This is a genomic window from Butyrivibrio sp. LB2008 (genome assembly GCF_000621565.1).
GTDB lineage: Bacteria > Bacillota > Clostridia > Lachnospirales > Lachnospiraceae > Butyrivibrio.
Genome location: NZ_KK211306.1, coordinates 1 through 16,842, shown reverse-complemented (window position 1 = coordinate 16,842; position 16,842 = coordinate 1). Strand labels below are relative to the sequence as shown.

14 protein-coding genes are annotated in these 16,842 nt (G+C 42.7%); all 14 read left to right on the top strand.

The window, feature by feature from the left end; genetic code table 11:
* The first annotated feature begins 135 nt into the window (after positions 1 to 135).
* The gene (locus T356_RS21145) at positions 136 to 279 is read left to right on the top strand and encodes a hypothetical protein (protein WP_155839034.1); all 144 of its coding nucleotides are present in this window, start codon (positions 136 to 138) and stop codon (positions 277 to 279) included.
* 1,393 nt (positions 280 to 1,672) lie between these two features.
* Positions 1,673 to 2,185 carry a transcriptional regulator NrdR gene (gene nrdR / locus T356_RS0112380; protein WP_026514756.1) on the top strand — a complete coding sequence of 171 codons (513 nt, stop codon included), beginning with the start codon at positions 1,673 to 1,675 and terminating at the stop codon, positions 2,183 to 2,185.
* 278 nt (positions 2,186 to 2,463) lie between these two features.
* Complete coding sequence (locus T356_RS0112375; RefSeq protein WP_026514755.1) at positions 2,464 to 4,044, top strand: ABC transporter substrate-binding protein; 1,581 nt, start codon at positions 2,464 to 2,466, stop codon at positions 4,042 to 4,044.
* Positions 4,045 to 4,076: 32 nt separating this feature from the next.
* Positions 4,077 to 5,021 carry an ABC transporter permease gene (locus T356_RS0112370; protein ID WP_026514754.1) on the top strand — a complete coding sequence of 315 codons (945 nt, stop codon included), beginning with the start codon at positions 4,077 to 4,079 and terminating at the stop codon, positions 5,019 to 5,021.
* Positions 5,018 to 5,842, top strand: a complete 825-nt coding sequence (locus T356_RS0112365; protein ID WP_035781133.1) for an ABC transporter permease — start codon at positions 5,018 to 5,020, stop codon at positions 5,840 to 5,842. The genes T356_RS0112370 and T356_RS0112365 overlap by 4 nt, the downstream gene beginning before the upstream one ends.
* Positions 5,833 to 6,633 (top strand): ABC transporter ATP-binding protein, encoded by an 801-nt coding sequence (locus T356_RS19375; RefSeq protein ID WP_051563422.1) that lies wholly within the window; start codon positions 5,833 to 5,835, stop codon positions 6,631 to 6,633. Before T356_RS0112365 ends, T356_RS19375 begins: the two co-directional genes overlap by 10 nt.
* Positions 6,634 to 6,635: 2 nt before the next feature.
* Positions 6,636 to 7,391: an ABC transporter ATP-binding protein gene (locus T356_RS0112355; RefSeq protein ID WP_035781130.1), complete on the top strand. Its 756-nt coding sequence runs from the start codon at positions 6,636 to 6,638 to the stop codon at positions 7,389 to 7,391.
* A 303-nt stretch (positions 7,392 to 7,694) separates the two neighbouring features.
* Positions 7,695 to 8,090: a hypothetical protein gene (locus T356_RS0112350; RefSeq protein WP_026514751.1), complete on the top strand. Its 396-nt coding sequence runs from the start codon at positions 7,695 to 7,697 to the stop codon at positions 8,088 to 8,090.
* Between the two features lie 900 nt (positions 8,091 to 8,990).
* Positions 8,991 to 10,400 carry a shikimate dehydrogenase gene (gene aroE / locus T356_RS21570; RefSeq protein ID WP_026514750.1) on the top strand — a complete coding sequence of 470 codons (1,410 nt, stop codon included), beginning with the start codon at positions 8,991 to 8,993 and terminating at the stop codon, positions 10,398 to 10,400.
* The gene (locus T356_RS0112340) at positions 10,397 to 11,107 is read left to right on the top strand and encodes an epoxyqueuosine reductase QueH (protein ID WP_026514749.1); all 711 of its coding nucleotides are present in this window, start codon (positions 10,397 to 10,399) and stop codon (positions 11,105 to 11,107) included. The genes aroE and T356_RS0112340 overlap by 4 nt, the downstream gene beginning before the upstream one ends.
* 153 nt (positions 11,108 to 11,260) lie before the next feature.
* Positions 11,261 to 13,030: an arginine--tRNA ligase gene (gene argS / locus T356_RS0112335; RefSeq protein ID WP_026514748.1), complete on the top strand. Its 1,770-nt coding sequence runs from the start codon at positions 11,261 to 11,263 to the stop codon at positions 13,028 to 13,030.
* Positions 13,031 to 13,090: 60 nt separating this feature from the next.
* Positions 13,091 to 14,458, top strand: coding sequence for an MATE family efflux transporter (locus tag T356_RS0112330; protein ID WP_242846609.1), 1,368 nt, complete (start codon positions 13,091 to 13,093; stop codon positions 14,456 to 14,458).
* Positions 14,459 to 14,655: 197 nt separating this feature from the next.
* Positions 14,656 to 14,925 (top strand): hypothetical protein, encoded by a 270-nt coding sequence (locus T356_RS0112325; protein ID WP_026514746.1) that lies wholly within the window; start codon positions 14,656 to 14,658, stop codon positions 14,923 to 14,925.
* A 365-nt stretch (positions 14,926 to 15,290) separates the two neighbouring features.
* Positions 15,291 to 16,601, top strand: a complete 1,311-nt coding sequence (locus T356_RS0112320) for an IS30 family transposase (protein WP_026513189.1) — start codon at positions 15,291 to 15,293, stop codon at positions 16,599 to 16,601.
* The last annotated feature ends 241 nt before the right edge of the window (positions 16,602 to 16,842 follow it).

Sequence of the window (16,842 nt, the reverse complement as noted above, 5' to 3'; positions counted from 1 at the left end):
TCCTATCAAATAAAAAACGCTCCGCTATGGATGCGACCGATGCGCAGAAGTATTATGCAAGCTAAAGCTTGCGCGCATCGGCGCGCAAAGAGTTGCAAAGCAACTCTTTGTTTTGGCCAAAAGAGTGACGCGCATATGCTGAAAGCCGAGGGCTATAAGGCGGATTTTCTCGTTGTTACATATGTTGATATTCAAGGCATAAAAAGTCTTCTTAATTCATTCTTCGCTCCAAAACTCGCCCATAAATGGGCTCAGACAGTTGGAGCGAAAGCAGAATGAATTAAGAAGACTTTTTATGCTCTTGAATATGGCACCATATGTAAATACTTCAAAAATCCGCCTTATAGCCCTTGGATTTCAACATACGCGCTGGTTACGGCTTTTTGGTACTTGAAAATCTCAGGCATAGGTTCTGGAACAGGTGGGGGATTTTACTGTAATGAAGAACATAGGCCTGAGATTCTGAGCTAGGCGTTTATAGCTATATTCGCAGTAGGTTAGCGTTGCGAGTTGTGCTCTATTCAAGGGTGGTGATTTCTTTATTCTTCAGTTTTAAAGTGGTCAAAGTTTTACAATTTCTCGGAATACGTTTTTCAGGATACATCTAAACAGATTAGAGAGGTATAATTGGTGCTGTTTATCTGTGATTTGGAGGCTAATAAGGTGGAGAAAAGCTTGAAAACCCAGATAAGTAATGATGTTTATGCTACTTTGATCTGTGTTTTTATCAACATTTATAAGGGTTATATCAAAAAAACACAGATAGATAGGTCTGCTTGTGCAGCTTCTATCTGTGCTTTCGGGCTTTTGTTGCAAGAAATGGCCTAAAAATCACAGATAACCGGGAATGCTTTAATGGTTTCTATCTGTGTATCTACGATTTTCTTGCTGGAATCCGTTTAAAATTCACAGATAATTAGCTCATAGTATGTATTTTTTATCTGTTAATCTGCTGTATATCTTTAGGGGATAACATTCGCTGATGTGTATGACATCTTAAATGAAATTACAGAAATCCGCACTGGTTGCGGATTTCGTGAGAACATGAATCAGGAGTCAGCCAAGCCCTATCGACGAAGTCGATTCAAATTGGCTTGGTTGATGCATTCTTGAACTTCATGTTCAAGAATGCATGATTTCTTGATTTGGTAGAGAGGGATATAATAAGATTCTAATACTTTTATTAAAGGATACACATGATAATCAATATAGAAAATGTACTCAAATAGCAAAATTAATAGAATCAGATTGCTCTCATGAGCCGGATATGAGATTAGTATTATTATGGAGTTGCATTGTCTAAACGTGCAGAAGCTTAGGGCGCGAATTGACAGATGGATTTGGGGAGCAGGATTTTTTCAGAGGGATAGATTTATGAGTGTAAAAAAGCGGGAGGATTCATTCTGCTTTCGCTCCAACTGTTTGAGCCCATTTATGGGCGAGTTTTGGAGCGAAGAATGAAGCCTCCCGCTTTTTTACACCATAAATCTCCCTCTGAAAATCACCTGCTCCCTAAATATATCTGCCAATTTGCTCAAAACCCTACACGTTAGCCGAAAGCACCGGTGTTGATTATAAATTGTGTGGAAAAATACGAAAAATGATGATACAATAATTTGTGGAAATGGATTTTGCATAGGCAATATATTGTGGACATAGTGGAGGATTCTGTATGAAGTGCCCATTCTGCGGAAAAGACGATACAAGAGTAATTGATTCAAGACCCGCTGATGAAAATACTTCAATTAGGAGGAGACGTGTCTGTGATTCGTGTGGTAAACGATTCACGACGTATGAGAAAGTTGAGACGATTCCCCTTATTGTCATTAAGAAGGGTGACATCAGGGAACCTTATGACAGAGCTAAGATTGAGGCAGGCGTATTCAGAGCATGCCATAAACGCCCCGTAAGCGCAGAACAGATTACAAAGATGGTTGACGCTGTTGAAACGGAAGTTTTTAATATGGAACAGAAGGAAATACCCAGCAGAGCTATTGGTGAGATAGTTATGGACAAGATGAAAAATCTCGATCCGGTAGCTTATGTAAGGTTCGCCTCTGTTTACCGTGAATTTAAGGATGTTAATACCTTTATGGATGAACTTAAATCGGTTCTGAAAAAAGAGGCTGATGGCATCATCACTGATACGACAGATAAGAGCACACCGCTTCTTAAAAAGGAATAAACTATAGCCTTGACATTTTTTTGTCAAGGCTATAATCTTGAACAGAGCACTTAGCGAGGTGTTTTCGAGCTTAGTGCGAGTCATGGGGATGAACTTGATGAGGTTTTGCACGAATCTAGTTCATATCCCAGAACAGAGCACTTAGCGAGGTGTTTTCGAGCTTAGTGCGAGTCATGGGGATGAACTTGATGAGGTTTTGCACGAATCTAGTTCATATCCCGGAACAGAGCAGGCGTGAAGCCGGCTCATATTACAAATTCAGGAAGGAAGATATTAACATGATTACAGGAAGGCATGGCAGAAAGAGTATCTGCTCACTTCTGACACTTGTGTTAACTACACTGACTGTTGCATTGAGTGGATGCTCAAGCGACAAGACAGGGGATTCCGCTAACAACTCGGGCGCAGGTTCATCTGCAGCTACTGAGTCTGCAAATGCGGGAGATACTTCCAAACTTATCGTGGGAATACCTCAGGATATTGACAGTCTTGACCCCCATCATATGACAGGGGCAGGTACGAAGGAGGTAATGTTTAACGTGTTCGAAGGACTCGTTAAACCCGATGAGAACGGTAATCTTAACCCTGCTGTAGCCAGTGAGTACACAGTATCAGAGGACAATAAGGTTTATACCTTTACACTCAGAGATGGAGTAAAGTTCCACGACGGAACCGATGTTACGGCAGAGGATGTAAAGTATTCTTTGGAACGTAACGCGGGAGTTGATGGCAGCGAACCGCTTATTTCTTCTTTTTCAGAAATTGAGAGTGTAAATATTGTAGATGATAAGCATATTGAGGTGGTTCTCAATAAGGCTGATTCGGAGCTTTTGCCACAGTTTACGGTGGCAATAATTCCTAAGGCCAATGAGAATCCCGAGACCAATCCTATCGGAACAGGTCCTTACAAGTATGTTTCCAATGCTCCACAGGAGAGTCTTGTGGTTACAAGATTCGATGATTATTGGGGAGAGAAGGCATATATCAAGGATGTAGTATTCAAGATTGAAGCTAACTCAGATGCAATCGTGCTTGACCTTGAGGGCGGTTCAATCGATATGTATGCAAGAATCCCTTCGGCACAGGTTGCACAGCTTTCAGACAAGTTTGAGATCTATGAGGGAACAATGAATCTTGTTCAGGCTCTTTATCTCAATAATGCTGTTAAGCCTTTTGATGATGTGAGAGTTCGTCAGGCACTTTGCTATGCGATAGATCCGCAGGAGATCATGGATTTTGTTTCCGACGGAGCAGGTACAGAGATCGGTAGTGCGATGTATCCGGCATTTACAAAGTATTTTTTGCCTGAGCTTAATGATACTTACAATCAAGATACAGAGAAGGCTAAGGCTCTTTTGGCAGAGGCGGGATATCCGAACGGATTTGAGTTTACGATAACAGTTCCGTCCAACTACAAGCAGCATGTAGATACTGCACAGGTTCTTGTAGAGGAGTTTAAGGCTATCGGAGTTACGGCAAATATTCAGGAAGTTGAGTGGAATACATGGCTCAGCGACGTGTATACTGACAAGAAGTATGAGTCGACGGTTGTTGGTTTCGATGCTTCTACAGTATCTGCGGGAGCACTTCTTGCAAGATATGAGTCGACTTCAAGCAAGAATACATTTAATTACAGCAACAAGGACTTTGATGAGGCACTTCACAAGGCTATGGAGACAGCCGATGATGCCCAGAAGACCGAGTATTACAAAGAGTGCGAGCGTATCCTTTCCAAGGACGCGGCAAATGTATATATTCAGGATCTTCCCGAGTATGTTGCGCTCAATAAGAAATTTACGGGATATGTTTTCTATCCTATATATTTGCAGGATATTGCAAAAATAAGACCGGCTGAATAAGTCATTTTTAAGAGTTTGCGAGGAATATGCACATGAAATATATCATTAAAAAAGTCATTTCTATGATAATTACTTTAGTGGTTGTTTCGCTGTGCGTATTCCTCGCTTTTAGCATAATTCCGGGAGATCCGGCACTTAAAAAGCTCGGCACGGAGGCTTCTCCCGAACTCATAGCTCAGACAAGAGAGCAGATGGGGCTTAACGATCCTGTCATAGTCAGGTATTTCAGATGGTTCGGAGCTTTTTTGCAGGGAGATATGGGAAAAAGCTACAACTACAGCGTACCCGTTGCGGGAATGATACTGAATAAGATACCGATCACGCTGACTATGGCCATTATGTCTTTTTTACTTACAATTGTGGTCTCGATTCCTTTGGGGATTATAACAGCCAAGCACGAAGGCGGTATGCTAGACCGCGTGGTTACGGTGATAAACCAGATAATTATGGCTGTTCCGCCTTTCTTTTCCGGAATACTTATTACATTCATTTTCGGAATGGTATTAAAGCTTTTTAAACCCGGAGGCTTTATATCATATAGTGAAGATTTTGCGGGCTTTGTGGGATATCTTATTTTCCCGTCGATAGCGGTTTCTCTTCCAAAGATTGCCATGACGGTAAAGATGCTTAGAGGAAGCGTAATTGACGAGGCGAAAAAAGATTACACAAGAACCGCCTACAGTAGAGGTAATGATACAAACGGCGTTCTTTACAGACATGTTCTTAAGAATGCACTTATTCCCGTTATAACTTTCCTTGGCATGCTCCTTGCGGACATGATTGCGGGAAGTATCGTAATAGAGCAGGTTTTCGGAATCCCGGGGATCAGCAGGATTCTTCTTACGAGCATAAGTAACAGGGATTACCCCGTGGTTGAAGCTATAATCATGGGAATTGCGATGATAGTTATTGTCACCAATCTTTTGGTTGATATTATTTATAGAATTGTTGACCCGAGAATAGGGATTGAAGAATGAGAGATAAGATTACTGAGATTTTTAGGAAAATAAAAAAAGATCCCTATATGTGCGCGGGTGTTATGATTACCGGGATGATTCTGCTTATGATAATAGTGGGACTATTCTGGATGCCGTATGAGCCCACCAAGATGAACGCATCGGAAAAGCTTAAGGGAATCTCTTTTAAACATATTATGGGAACCGACAACATGGGTAGAGACGTGTTTAGCAGAGTTATGTACGGAAGCAGGGTTACGTTCCTTATAGCTCTCGGAACGGTGTTTATCGGTGCGTTTATGGGAACTCTTATAGGAGCTCTTACAGGCTACTACGGAGGTCTGTTTGATGAGATCACGATGAGAGTTATTGATGCGATGTTTGCGTTTCCGAGTATTTTGCTGGCACTTGTTATTGTCAGTGTTTTCGGAACGGGATGGATACAGCTTCTCTTTTCGCTGGGAATAGCATTTATTCCGAGCTTTGCGAGAATCGTAAGGGGAGAAGTGCTTCGTTGCAGAAATACGGATTATGTGGAAAGCGCCAAACTTCAGGGCGTATCGGATGTCAGGATGATATTCGTACATATTTTGCCCAACATTAAGGGAGTATTGGCTTCATCGATACTTATCGGATTTAATAATGCAGTGCTTGCGGAAGCGGGACTTAGCTATCTGGGAGTTGGTTCGCAGCCGCCTTATGCAAGCCTTGGAAAGATGCTTTCCGATGCACAGCAGTATTTGTTTACGACTCCGAGTTATTGTCTTTGTCCCGGACTTGTTATTGTTTTGATGGTTTTGGGATTTTCGTTTTTGGGTGAGGGAATCAGAAGATGGGAGTGATACTTGACGTAACTGATCTTCATATAGAGTTTCACGATCACGGTTATCCCGAGGTTGCGGTTGAAGATTTCGACCTTATGCTTGAGGAGGGCGAGATTGTAGGCATTGTGGGCGAGTCGGGCTCGGGAAAGAGCATGAGCGCGCTTGCGATAGCGGGGCTTCTCAGCAGACATTCGATAACCAAGACGGGGAGGATAATGTTTGACGGGGAAGATCTTCTTACCTGCGACAGAAAGACTTTGAGGACCTATCAGGGAGATGAGATCTCGATGATCTTTCAGGAACCGATGACGAGTCTCAATCCGGTTAAAAGAATCGGCTGGCAGGTTGAGGAATCTCTTTTCATCCATCATCCTGATATTGACAAAAAGAAGCGCAAGGAAATGGCGATAGAAATGCTTCTGGCCGTGGGACTTAGCGATGCGGAGAATATCTATCATATGTATCCGCATGAATTATCGGGCGGTATGAGGCAGAGAGTTATGATAGCCGCCGCGATGATAGGAAATCCCAAGATCCTGATCGCAGATGAGCCTACAACGGCACTTGACGTGACTGTTCAGGCGCAGATTGTTGAGCTTTTGAAAAAGATAAACAAAGAGCGCGGGACGTCGATAATTTTTATTTCGCATGACCTGAGTCTTGTGAATCAGCTCTGCGAGAGGGTTATCGTTATGCAGAAGGGCAATATTGTTGAGAGTGGCGCGACGTCGAAGGTATTTGGTTCGCCGCAGGATGTTTATACGAAGAAGCTGATCGCAGCAATTCCAAAGATTGACATAGGAAACTGATTATGAGCGAGGATAAGGTTTTAAGAGCTAAAAACCTCAATGTTTTTTATAAGAACAGAAAGAGAAAGCTCTTTTCCAAAAATAAAAAAATACAGATTCTTCATGATGTGACTTTCGATATGGAAGAGGGCGAAGTGCTTGCGATCGCGGGCGAGTCGGGATGCGGTAAATCAACGCTTGCGAGGGCAATCGTGGGGATAAACAAGGATTACACCGGTGAGCTTGTGCAGAAGTATGACGGGCCGCAGATGGTATTTCAGGATCCGTACAGTTCGCTTAATCCGTCCAAGAAAGTGGGATGGCTTATGGAGGAGCCTCTCAAGGTTGATAAGAAGAGGAAGTGGACGAAGGAAGAGCGCATGGCTCGGGTAAAAGAGGTCATGAAGGAGGTTGAGCTTCCGATAGAAATGCTGGACAGATATCCTTCGCAGCTTTCGGGAGGACAGAGGCAGAGAGTGTGCATAGGTATTGCTCTCATGCGATATCCGAAACTACTTATCGCGGATGAGCCGGTATCTGCGCTTGATGTGACTATTCAGTCACAGATAATGGAACTTTTGCGTTCGCTTCATAAAAAGCTTGGAATATCTATTATTTTTATATCTCATGATCTTAGAGTGGTCTATCAGATCAGTGATCATGTGATGATAATGAAGGACGGAGTCATAGTTGAGCATGGCAAGACGGATGAGGTGTACAGGCATCCGCAGGCTGATTATACCAAGCGGCTTTTAACGGCGGCGGGTATCAGAAAGTGAGATGCAAAGCATTTTTGAATTGCGGTACTTATGTGTAAGTTATATTATATGCGAGATTTCATAAATATTTTATAATTTGCGCTTAATTTATGGGCTTTTCTTCCGATATATATTTTAAAAGGGCGACAATATGTAACCTTAAACGATTTCGTATTTTTATATCATAGGAAATTGCTTCCCTATGATATAAAAATCGCTCCGCAGGGATGCGCAGCTCGCGGAAAGGAATATATTGCTTGTGCAATCCGCTCGCGCGCTGGCATTTAAGGGACTGATGTGGCAAAGGAAAGGAGGCTTGGTGTTATGGCGATTAGCAGAGTTAACGGGTATGGTGGAAGTAGTGCTTACAAATTTCCGACAACTGTTGGTAATGACGCGAAAGATAATACTGAGTTTCTTAAATCCGACAGCACATTGGAAGAGAATGACTTAAAAGCCGATAAGTCGGAGGAGTTCGTAGTAAGAGGAAACGCATCGATTGATAATGTTGCGATCTCTTTTGGAGTCTATGATGATTCGTCTTTTAGCCTGTTTAAGATAGACGGTCTGTTTTCCGATGACATGGAGCAGGCAATTTCAGGAATGCAGAAGGATCAGATCCTACGTGAGTATCAGTACTTTGTGGGGGATGACCTTTCAGGAAATAAGAGCAGTATAATTGCCAGCACCGAGGACGGGCTTGTTATAAAGAAGAATTGAGCAAATATAGGTCTGACCTGTATTTTCACTTGAATATAGGAAAAGCGAAAGGGACGTGCATGACGCGTCTCTTTTTTGTTGAATAGGAGATTTCTCCGAAATTCCCTATTCAGCAAAAACGCTCCGCTTGAGCTAAGCACTTGCTGAGATTTTATCGAAGCTAGTGCACCGAATAATAATTATCTGGCATATTCTCTTGTCTGGTTGCACACAGGCTGCTTCATCCTCAATCAGCAATGCCCGCATTGCTGATTGAGGATTCATTGCATATGCACAATCATTCAGCGTGAATGTACCAGTAATTTATTCTTCGTAAAAAGGTCGAGGTATTTGATGACAGCAGTGCGTGCTATACAGAGTAGGGGTGCGCAGCTCACGTGAAAGCGGCATGTTTATATAATGTGTAAGTAGCAAATTGCACGGAAGATTGACTAAGAACGAAGAAAAGAGCCGATTTAGTCAACGCAGCAAAGAAATATGAAGTGGACAAAACAGAAAATTACAGGAAAGAGTGACTAAGAGCGAATAAAAGAGCCGATTTAGTCAACGTAGCAAAGAAATATGAAGTGGACAAAACAGAAGATTACAGGAAAGAGTGACTAAGAGCGAATAAAAGATACGATTTAGTCAACGCAGCAAAGAAAATTGAAGTGAACAAAGCAGAAGATTACAGGAAAGAGTGACTAAGAGCGAATAAAAGAGCTGATTTAGTCAACGTAGCAAAGAAATATGAAGTGGACAAAACAGAAGATTACAGGAAAGATTGACTAAGAACGAAGAAAAGAGCCGATTTAGTCAACGCAGCTCGCGGAATGCTAAATAATTGCTTTATTGGTGAATAGAAGGTACAATTTATAGCAAACGACTAAGACAATACGTAAACAGAAGAGGTGGCAGAATATGAATCATACTGATGGAAATACGATGACATGCGGACTTATTGGGAATCCTGTGAGACATACATTGTCTCCTCTTATACATAATTCGATTGCTGCGATGAAGGGCGTTAACCTTGTATATGTTCCGTTTGAGGTGCCCAAGGGCGGCGTAAAGAATGCTGTAAGGGGTGCGAATGCACTGGGAATAAAGGGGCTTAATGTCACTGTTCCTTATAAGAGCGATGTTATCGATCATCTTGTCGAGGTGGATCCGCTTGCTGAGGGAATCGGCGCAGTTAATACGCTTGTGAGAACAGAGGGCGGATTTAAGGGATACAATACCGATATGTCGGGACTTTACCATGCTATGCAGGATGAGGGCATCGTGCTTGACGGAGAGTGCGTTGTCATCCTTGGTGCAGGCGGAGTTGCAAGGCCGGTTGCTTATCTGTGCGCGACAAAGGGCGCGGAGAAGGTATATGTTCTTAACAGGACATATGAAAAAGCTGAGGCGGTTGCAAAGGAAGTAAACGATGCGCTTGATGAGAGCCTTGGAGAAAAGATTTTTCCTATGCCGCTTGATGATTATAAGGAAGTTCTTCAGAAGGAAAAGAGATTTTTTGTTGTTCAGTGTACTTCGGTAGGTCTTTTCCCCGATGTGAACAGTGCGGTCATAGAGGATGAGGAATTCTATAAGCATGTCTATGGGGCAATCGATGTAGTATACAAGCCTCTTGAGACTAAGTTTATGAAGCTTGTTAAGGATGCAGGAGGAAAGGTCTTTTCAGGGCTTAAGATGCTTCTTTATCAAGGAATTGATGCATTTGAGCTGTGGTTTGAGGATGAAGGAATCAAGATAAGCAAAGAAGAGGCGGACATCATATACAAGTCACTTATGATGGAAGTTCTAGGCGCGACCAATATAATTCTTGAGGGCTTTATGGGAAGCGGTAAGAGCACGGTTTCGGAGCTTATTTCCGAGAAGCTTGAGCTGGAGCTTATAGATACTGATGAAGCTATTGAAGAGGCTGAGGGCAGGAAGATTTCTGATATCTTCGAGCAGGATGGCGAGGAAGCTTTCAGAGATATGGAGACTGAGCTGATGGAGATGGTTGTCTCGGATCACATGCGTGAGACGGTTATTTCGCTCGGCGGCGGACTTCCTGTCAGAGATAAGAACAGAGAACTTCTTAAGAAGGCCGGAAAAGTTGTTTATCTTCGCACTTCACCGGAGACTGTCTATGACAGGTTAAAGGGTGATGACACGAGACCTCTTCTTAAGAGCGACGATCCGCTTACAAGGATAAAAGAGCTTCAGGATAAGCGCGGAAAGATCTACGAAGAAGCGGCGGATATCATTGTCGATACGGATGGAAAGACACCTGCGGAAGTTGCGGATGAGATAATCGCTGCGATAGGATTTGCAAAGTGAACAAAGTTAATTATTCCAAGGAACTGGAAAAGAGAATAGTTGAATTTCAAAAAAAGAACGAGGTGCCAAAACTTCTTTTGCATGCGTGCTGTGCACCCTGCTCGTCGCACTGTCTTGAGTATCTTCGGGAGTATTTCGATGTGACGGTATTTTTTTACAATCCGAATATCACGGAGAGCGAGGAGTATTACAAGAGAGTTGCCGAGGAAAAGAGGCTTATAGAGGCGTACAACAGGCAGGTGGATGCGCAGGATTTTGAGGGAATGCACTCAGGTGAACGCGCAAGAAAGATCGGTATCATCGAGGGCGAATATGACGTTAAGCAGTATCTTGACGTTGTTCGCGGGCTTGAGGATGTTCCCGAAGGTGGAGAGAGGTGCAGGAAGTGCTTTGAACTGCGACTTAGGGAGACTGCTGAGATTGCGGCAAAAGAAGGTTTTGAATATTTTACGACGACGCTTACGATCAGCCCTTTGAAGAATGCGGATGTGCTCAATGAAGTCGGGGCGCAGGCTGCGGAATATGTGAACGGGAAGATGGGGGCGGATGGCAGGAAAGTTGTTTTTTTACCGTCTGATTTCAAGAAAAAAGAGGGCTATAAGCGGTCTATAGAGTTGTCACAGATGTTCGGGCTTTACAGGCAGGACTACTGCGGCTGCGGATTTTCGAAGGCGGAAAGAGAGCGGCAGAAGGCAGAGACGGAGTGATAGTGCTAAAACAGCCGTACATGCGGTATGTGGCATTTGACGTTGCCATAGATAGTAGATTTTGATAAAATCGTGTAGTTGGTAATCTTAAGAAACACTGGATCGGTGTTTCTTTTTACGGAAATAAAAAGCTTTTAGAAAGAAGGTTTTGATTTGGATAAAGTATTAGAGATTATTTCGAAGGAAGTCGGAGACGCGTTTGAGAAGGCGGGATATGACAGGGAGCTCGGAAGGGTTACCATTTCGAACAGACCGGATCTGTGCGAGTATCAGTGTAATGGAGCTATGGCAGGTGCCAAGAAATACGGCAAGGCGCCATTCATGATCGCTGACGATGTTGCTGCAAATCTTGCGGGCAATGAGATGTTTGAAAAAGTTGAGTCCGTTAAGCCCGGATTTCTTAATATCATTGTGAGCGGTGATTTTGCAAGAGGTTACATCGTAAGAATGCTTCACGAGAAACACATGGGTGTCACAATGCCCGGTCATGAGCCTACATATATCATTGATTACGGCGGACCTAACGTTGCGAAGCCTCTTCACGTGGGACATCTTCGTTCTGCCGTTATCGGAGAGAGTATTAAGAGGATTCTCAGATATACAGGAAACAAGATTATCGGTGACGTGCATCTCGGCGACTGGGGACTTCAGATGGGGCTTGTTATCACAGGTCTCAAGGAGAGAAAGCCCGATCTTTGCTACTTTGATCCTGATTATAAGGGTGCTTATCCCAAGGAGGCACCGTTTACAGTGTCAGAGCTTGAGGAAATCTATCCCGCAGCCAGCAAGAAGTCCAAGGAGGACGAGGAGTTCAAGGCTGCAGCTATGGAAGCAACCAAGCTTTTACAGGATGGATACAAGCCTTACAGAGCTCTTTGGCATCATATTTTGAGTGTTTCTGTAGAAGATCTTAAAAAGAACTACAACAAGCTCGGAGTTTCTTTTGACCTCTGGAAAGGAGAGTCTGACGCTCACGTAGCTATCCCGGATATGGTCGAGTATATGAAGAGCAAGGGATATGCCCATGAGAGCCAGGGTGCGCTTGTAGTCGATGTTGCAGAGGAGACTGATACAAAAGAGATTCCGCCTTGCATGATTCTTAAGTCAGACGGAGCTTCATTGTACAACACAACCGATCTTGCGACTATCAGACAGCGTATGGACGAGGTTCATCCTCAGGGAATCATCTATGTTGTAGATAAGAGACAGGAGCTTTATTTTACTCAGGTTTTCCGTTGTGCGAGAAAGACAAAGCTTGTTATGCCTGAGACAGAGCTTCATTTCGTTGGTTTCGGAACAATGAACGGCGCTGACGGCAAGCCTTTCAAGACAAGAGAGGGCGGTGTTATGCGTCTTGAGAATCTCATCTCAGAGATCGATGAGAAGATGTTTGCAAGAATCAAGGAAGGAAATCCTGACATTTCTGACGAAGAGGCAAAAGATACAGCGCACAAGGTTGCTGTTTCCGCAATCAAGTACGGAGATCTTTCAAACCAGCCTTCCAAGGATTATATATTTGATATTGATAAATTCACTTCATTCGAGGGAGATACAGGTCCGTACATCCTTTATACAATGGTACGTATCAAGTCTATCCTCAAGAAGTACGAAGAAGCAGGCGGAAACACCAAGGAAGCCAAACTTGGCAATCCTGACAGCGATGCCATGAAGAACCTCATGCTCCTTCTCACAAGATTCGCCGATTCCGTCGAGAGTGCCGCCAAAGACCTCTCCCCCAACAGAATCTGTGCCTATATCTACGACCTCAGCAACGCATTCAACAGCTTCTACCACGGAACCAGAATCCTTGCAGAGACGGATGAGTATAAGAAGGAGAGTTATATAGCACTTCTTGCGATCACACTTAAAGTATTAGAGACAGGAATAGACCTCTTAGGCTTCTCAGCGCCAGAGAGGATGTGAGCGTAGGATTGCGGGAGCGCGTAAGCGCGGAGCAATCCGTATATCGCGCACAGGTGTAGTATGGTAAAAAATATGAATAACAACACCCAAAACTCAAACTCAATGTTCAGCAACAGGCACCTTTTCCTGTTGCTGATTCCTATTATAGCGGAACAATTCCTCACCTCCCTTATGGGCATGGTCGACTCCATGATGGTCAGTAACGTCGGAGCCGCAGCTCTATCGGGAGTATCACTTGTTGACGCTGTAAATCTTCTAGTCGTTCAGGCATTCAACGCCATGGCAACCGGTGGCGTTATAATTTGTTCCAACTATATCGGTCAGAGAAATATCAAAAAAGCCAATGATTCAGCGCGTCAGGTGCTCTTGGTCTCGCTTTCGCTTTCTCTTTTCATGACAATTCTGGGACTTATCTTCAGAAACGGCCTTCTGAGCCTAATATTTGGTGAAGTTGATGCTGATGTAATGAGAGCTTCGCAGATTTATTTCCTTTTGACCATAATTTCATATCCGTTTGTATCGCTTGCCGCAGCGGGCAGTGCAATTTTCAGATCACAGTCCAATACGGGACTTCCGATGAAGATCGCGATTATTTCTAACATGCTCAATGTTGTGGGAAACGCAGTTCTTATCTACGTATTTAAGATGGGAGTTGCAGGAGCGGCAGTATCTACGCTTATATCCAGAGCGTTTAATGCAGTTGTGCTGTTGATTCTTCTAAGAAGCGATAAGAATGAGATTTCTGTAAGAGACTATCTGAAAATTCGCCCCGATAGGAAGAGTATCAGAAAAATCCTTGCTATGGGCATTCCGAACGGTATCGAGAATTCCATGTTCCAGTTCGGAAGACTGGCAATCCAGTCATCAGTTTCAACGCTTGGAACAATAACCATTGCTGCGCAGTCTATGACTGTTATCCTTGAGAACGTCAACGGAGTTGCAGGTGTTGGCGTTGGAATAGGTCTTATGACTATTGTCGGACAATGCCTTGGAGCGGGTAAAAGAGATGAGGCTGTCTTTTACACAAAAAAGATGATCAAATGGGGCTATATGGCTATACTTATCAGCTGCCTTATCGCATATGCAATTGCGCGTCCGGTTACCATGCTTGCCGGAATGCCGGCTGAGAGTGCAAAGCAGTGTATTTATATGATGGGATGGATAACTATTATCAAGCCTCTTGTGTGGTCACCTTCATTTGTGACGGCTTATGGCATGAGAGCTGCCGGAGACGTCAGATTTTCGATGATCGTTTCAACTCTTACCATGTGGCTTTGCAGAGTATCACTTGCGACTTACCTTATACGTGTTGCGCACATCGGAGCCATGGGCGTTTGGATCGGTATGTTCTGCGACTGGTCGATAAGAGCAGTCATATTTACTATTAGATTTGTAAGCAAAAAGTGGATACACAAAGTCGTGGAATAGAAAATGATATTTTGATAAGGGCTTATCTACGGATAGGCTCTTTTATTTTGCTTGAGTAAAGGCATCTTTATGTGATAGCATGTTAAGGGAAAGTTTATAATATTAACTAAAATTGCAAATTCAAAAAATGCTAGCGATGAGGCTATTGAAAAAACAAAAAAAGAATTTATCGATTATCTTGAAAAAGAGAGGTCTGAATGAATATGGATAAGCAAACAAAAGAAGTTATGATAGGCGTAGCGATTTTCTTATGGGGGATTGTTGCTTTACGTATATTTATTGATATAATCGAGTTAATTAACGCTTATAAAAATGGTTTTGGTAACTATGTTGGTATAGATGCAGTAGTAGAACAACTAGATTGGGCAGTTATGTGGGAAGTAGTATTTATGTGGCCTTTATACGTTATTACCATTGTGTATACTATATATATGATTATTAAATTTAAGAAATGTAAGGGTATGTGATTACATTAAGGCTCTGCAGAAATGCAGGGTCTTTTTCTTTCGCAATAAAAACGCAGGTTATTGTAGGAAAGGCGTTACGATATTATGCGCTAACATTATTTGCAGGCACAGCATTATGCAGTATTATGCAGTGAGCAAAAAAATATGAATTGACACACAAACATCTGTTCGATATACTAGTGTTAAAGTCATCAAGTATATCGACTTACTTAAATGTAATTTTTAATTCCAGTTTGCAAGAGTAAATTCTAGGGTTATGGAAGTTACTCTTACACATATATACTTGCCATATTGATATTCACATATAGATCTCTATATAATGTTCGGGCAGCTGATTGCCTGCCTGTGCAGATTGGAGATTTATTATGAATAAAGGCAATCAGAAACATATAACATTTGAACAACGTGTAGAGATTGAAAAAGGATTGACCGAAAACAAGTCCTTTGCTGAGATAGCAAGGATAATCGGGAAAGATCCTTCAACTGTCTCAAAAGAAGTACGTTTGCACGCTCAAGTTAAAGAACGGCCAGATCCCGGATATACAAATCCACCATGCATACACCGCAAAGACTGCCAGATAGTATGTCTGTGTGACGATCAATGCGGCAGGCTCTGTAAGATATGCAGAAAGCCTGATTTCAGATGCATAGATATATGTCCCGGTTATGAAACCGCTGAGTGTGCCAAGCTCAAGAAGCCACCATATGTGTGCAATGGATGTGGGAAGAAAACTCATTGTTCTATGCCCAGAAAGTTTTATTCGTCCAAGTATGCACATGATGAGTATCGCAGAGTCCTTGTTGACTGCAGGTCTGGTATAAACCAGACTCCGGAGAGCATACAGGCAATGAATGACATCCTTGTTCCACTGATAAAGGATAAGCATCAGTCAATAGGTCACGTATATGCTACTCATGCAGAAGAGCTTGGGTGTTCCAGAAGAACACTCTACTCTTATATCAATGATAGTGTCTTTGACGTCCGTAATGGAGACCTTAGGCGTGCTGTCAGGTACAAGAAACGAAAGAAAGCTACTCAGGCAAGTGCAAGAGATCGTTCCTATCGTAAAGGTCACAACTATGAAGATTTTCTCAAATATCTCAAGGAGCATCCTGATGTAAACGTAGTTGAAATGGACTGCGTAGAGGGCCAAAAGACTGAGAATAAGGTTATTCTGACCTTCACATTCCGTAACTGTAACCTGATGCTTATGTTCTTGCTTGAGCATCAAAATCAAGACTGTGTACTAGAAGTATTCAAGTGGTTAGAAAACAACCTTGGAAAGGAAGCTTTCAAAAAGCTGTTTCCCGTTATACTGACTGATGGTGGCACAGAGTTTTCTGCCCGCGAAGCGATGGAAACATTCAGTGACGGCTCAGAAAGTACTATAGTTTTCTACTGTGACCCTTATTGCTTTTGGCAGAAAGGTGCTTGTGAGAAGAACCACGAATACATACGTTATATCAGACCCAAGGGAAGCTCTTTTGCTGATCTTGATAAAGATAAAATTCATCGCATGATGAATCACATAAATAGCGAAAAAAGAGACAGCCTCAATGGGCACAGCCCATATGAACTATCTCTTTTACTCCTGGACAATTCGATTCATAAAGCATTGGGCCTAGAACATATAGCCCCAGATGATGTAATGCTGTGTCCAGCCCTGTTGAAATAAAATAGTTTAAGCACAGGCAGATTTCACTGCACCAGAATTTAGTCTTACACACAAGGCATGTGGAATTTAGTCTCGCACACTATTTTCCAGGTGCCCCATTAGCATGCAAAAAACTATCAAACTGGGTGCTTATGGGCTCATTATATGGCAAAAATATGAAATTGTTAAGGTGCAAAAACGGAATTTAAATCCGCATTTTGAGGCATTTATTAGCAACTGGAATTTACTTTTTCATTTAAGT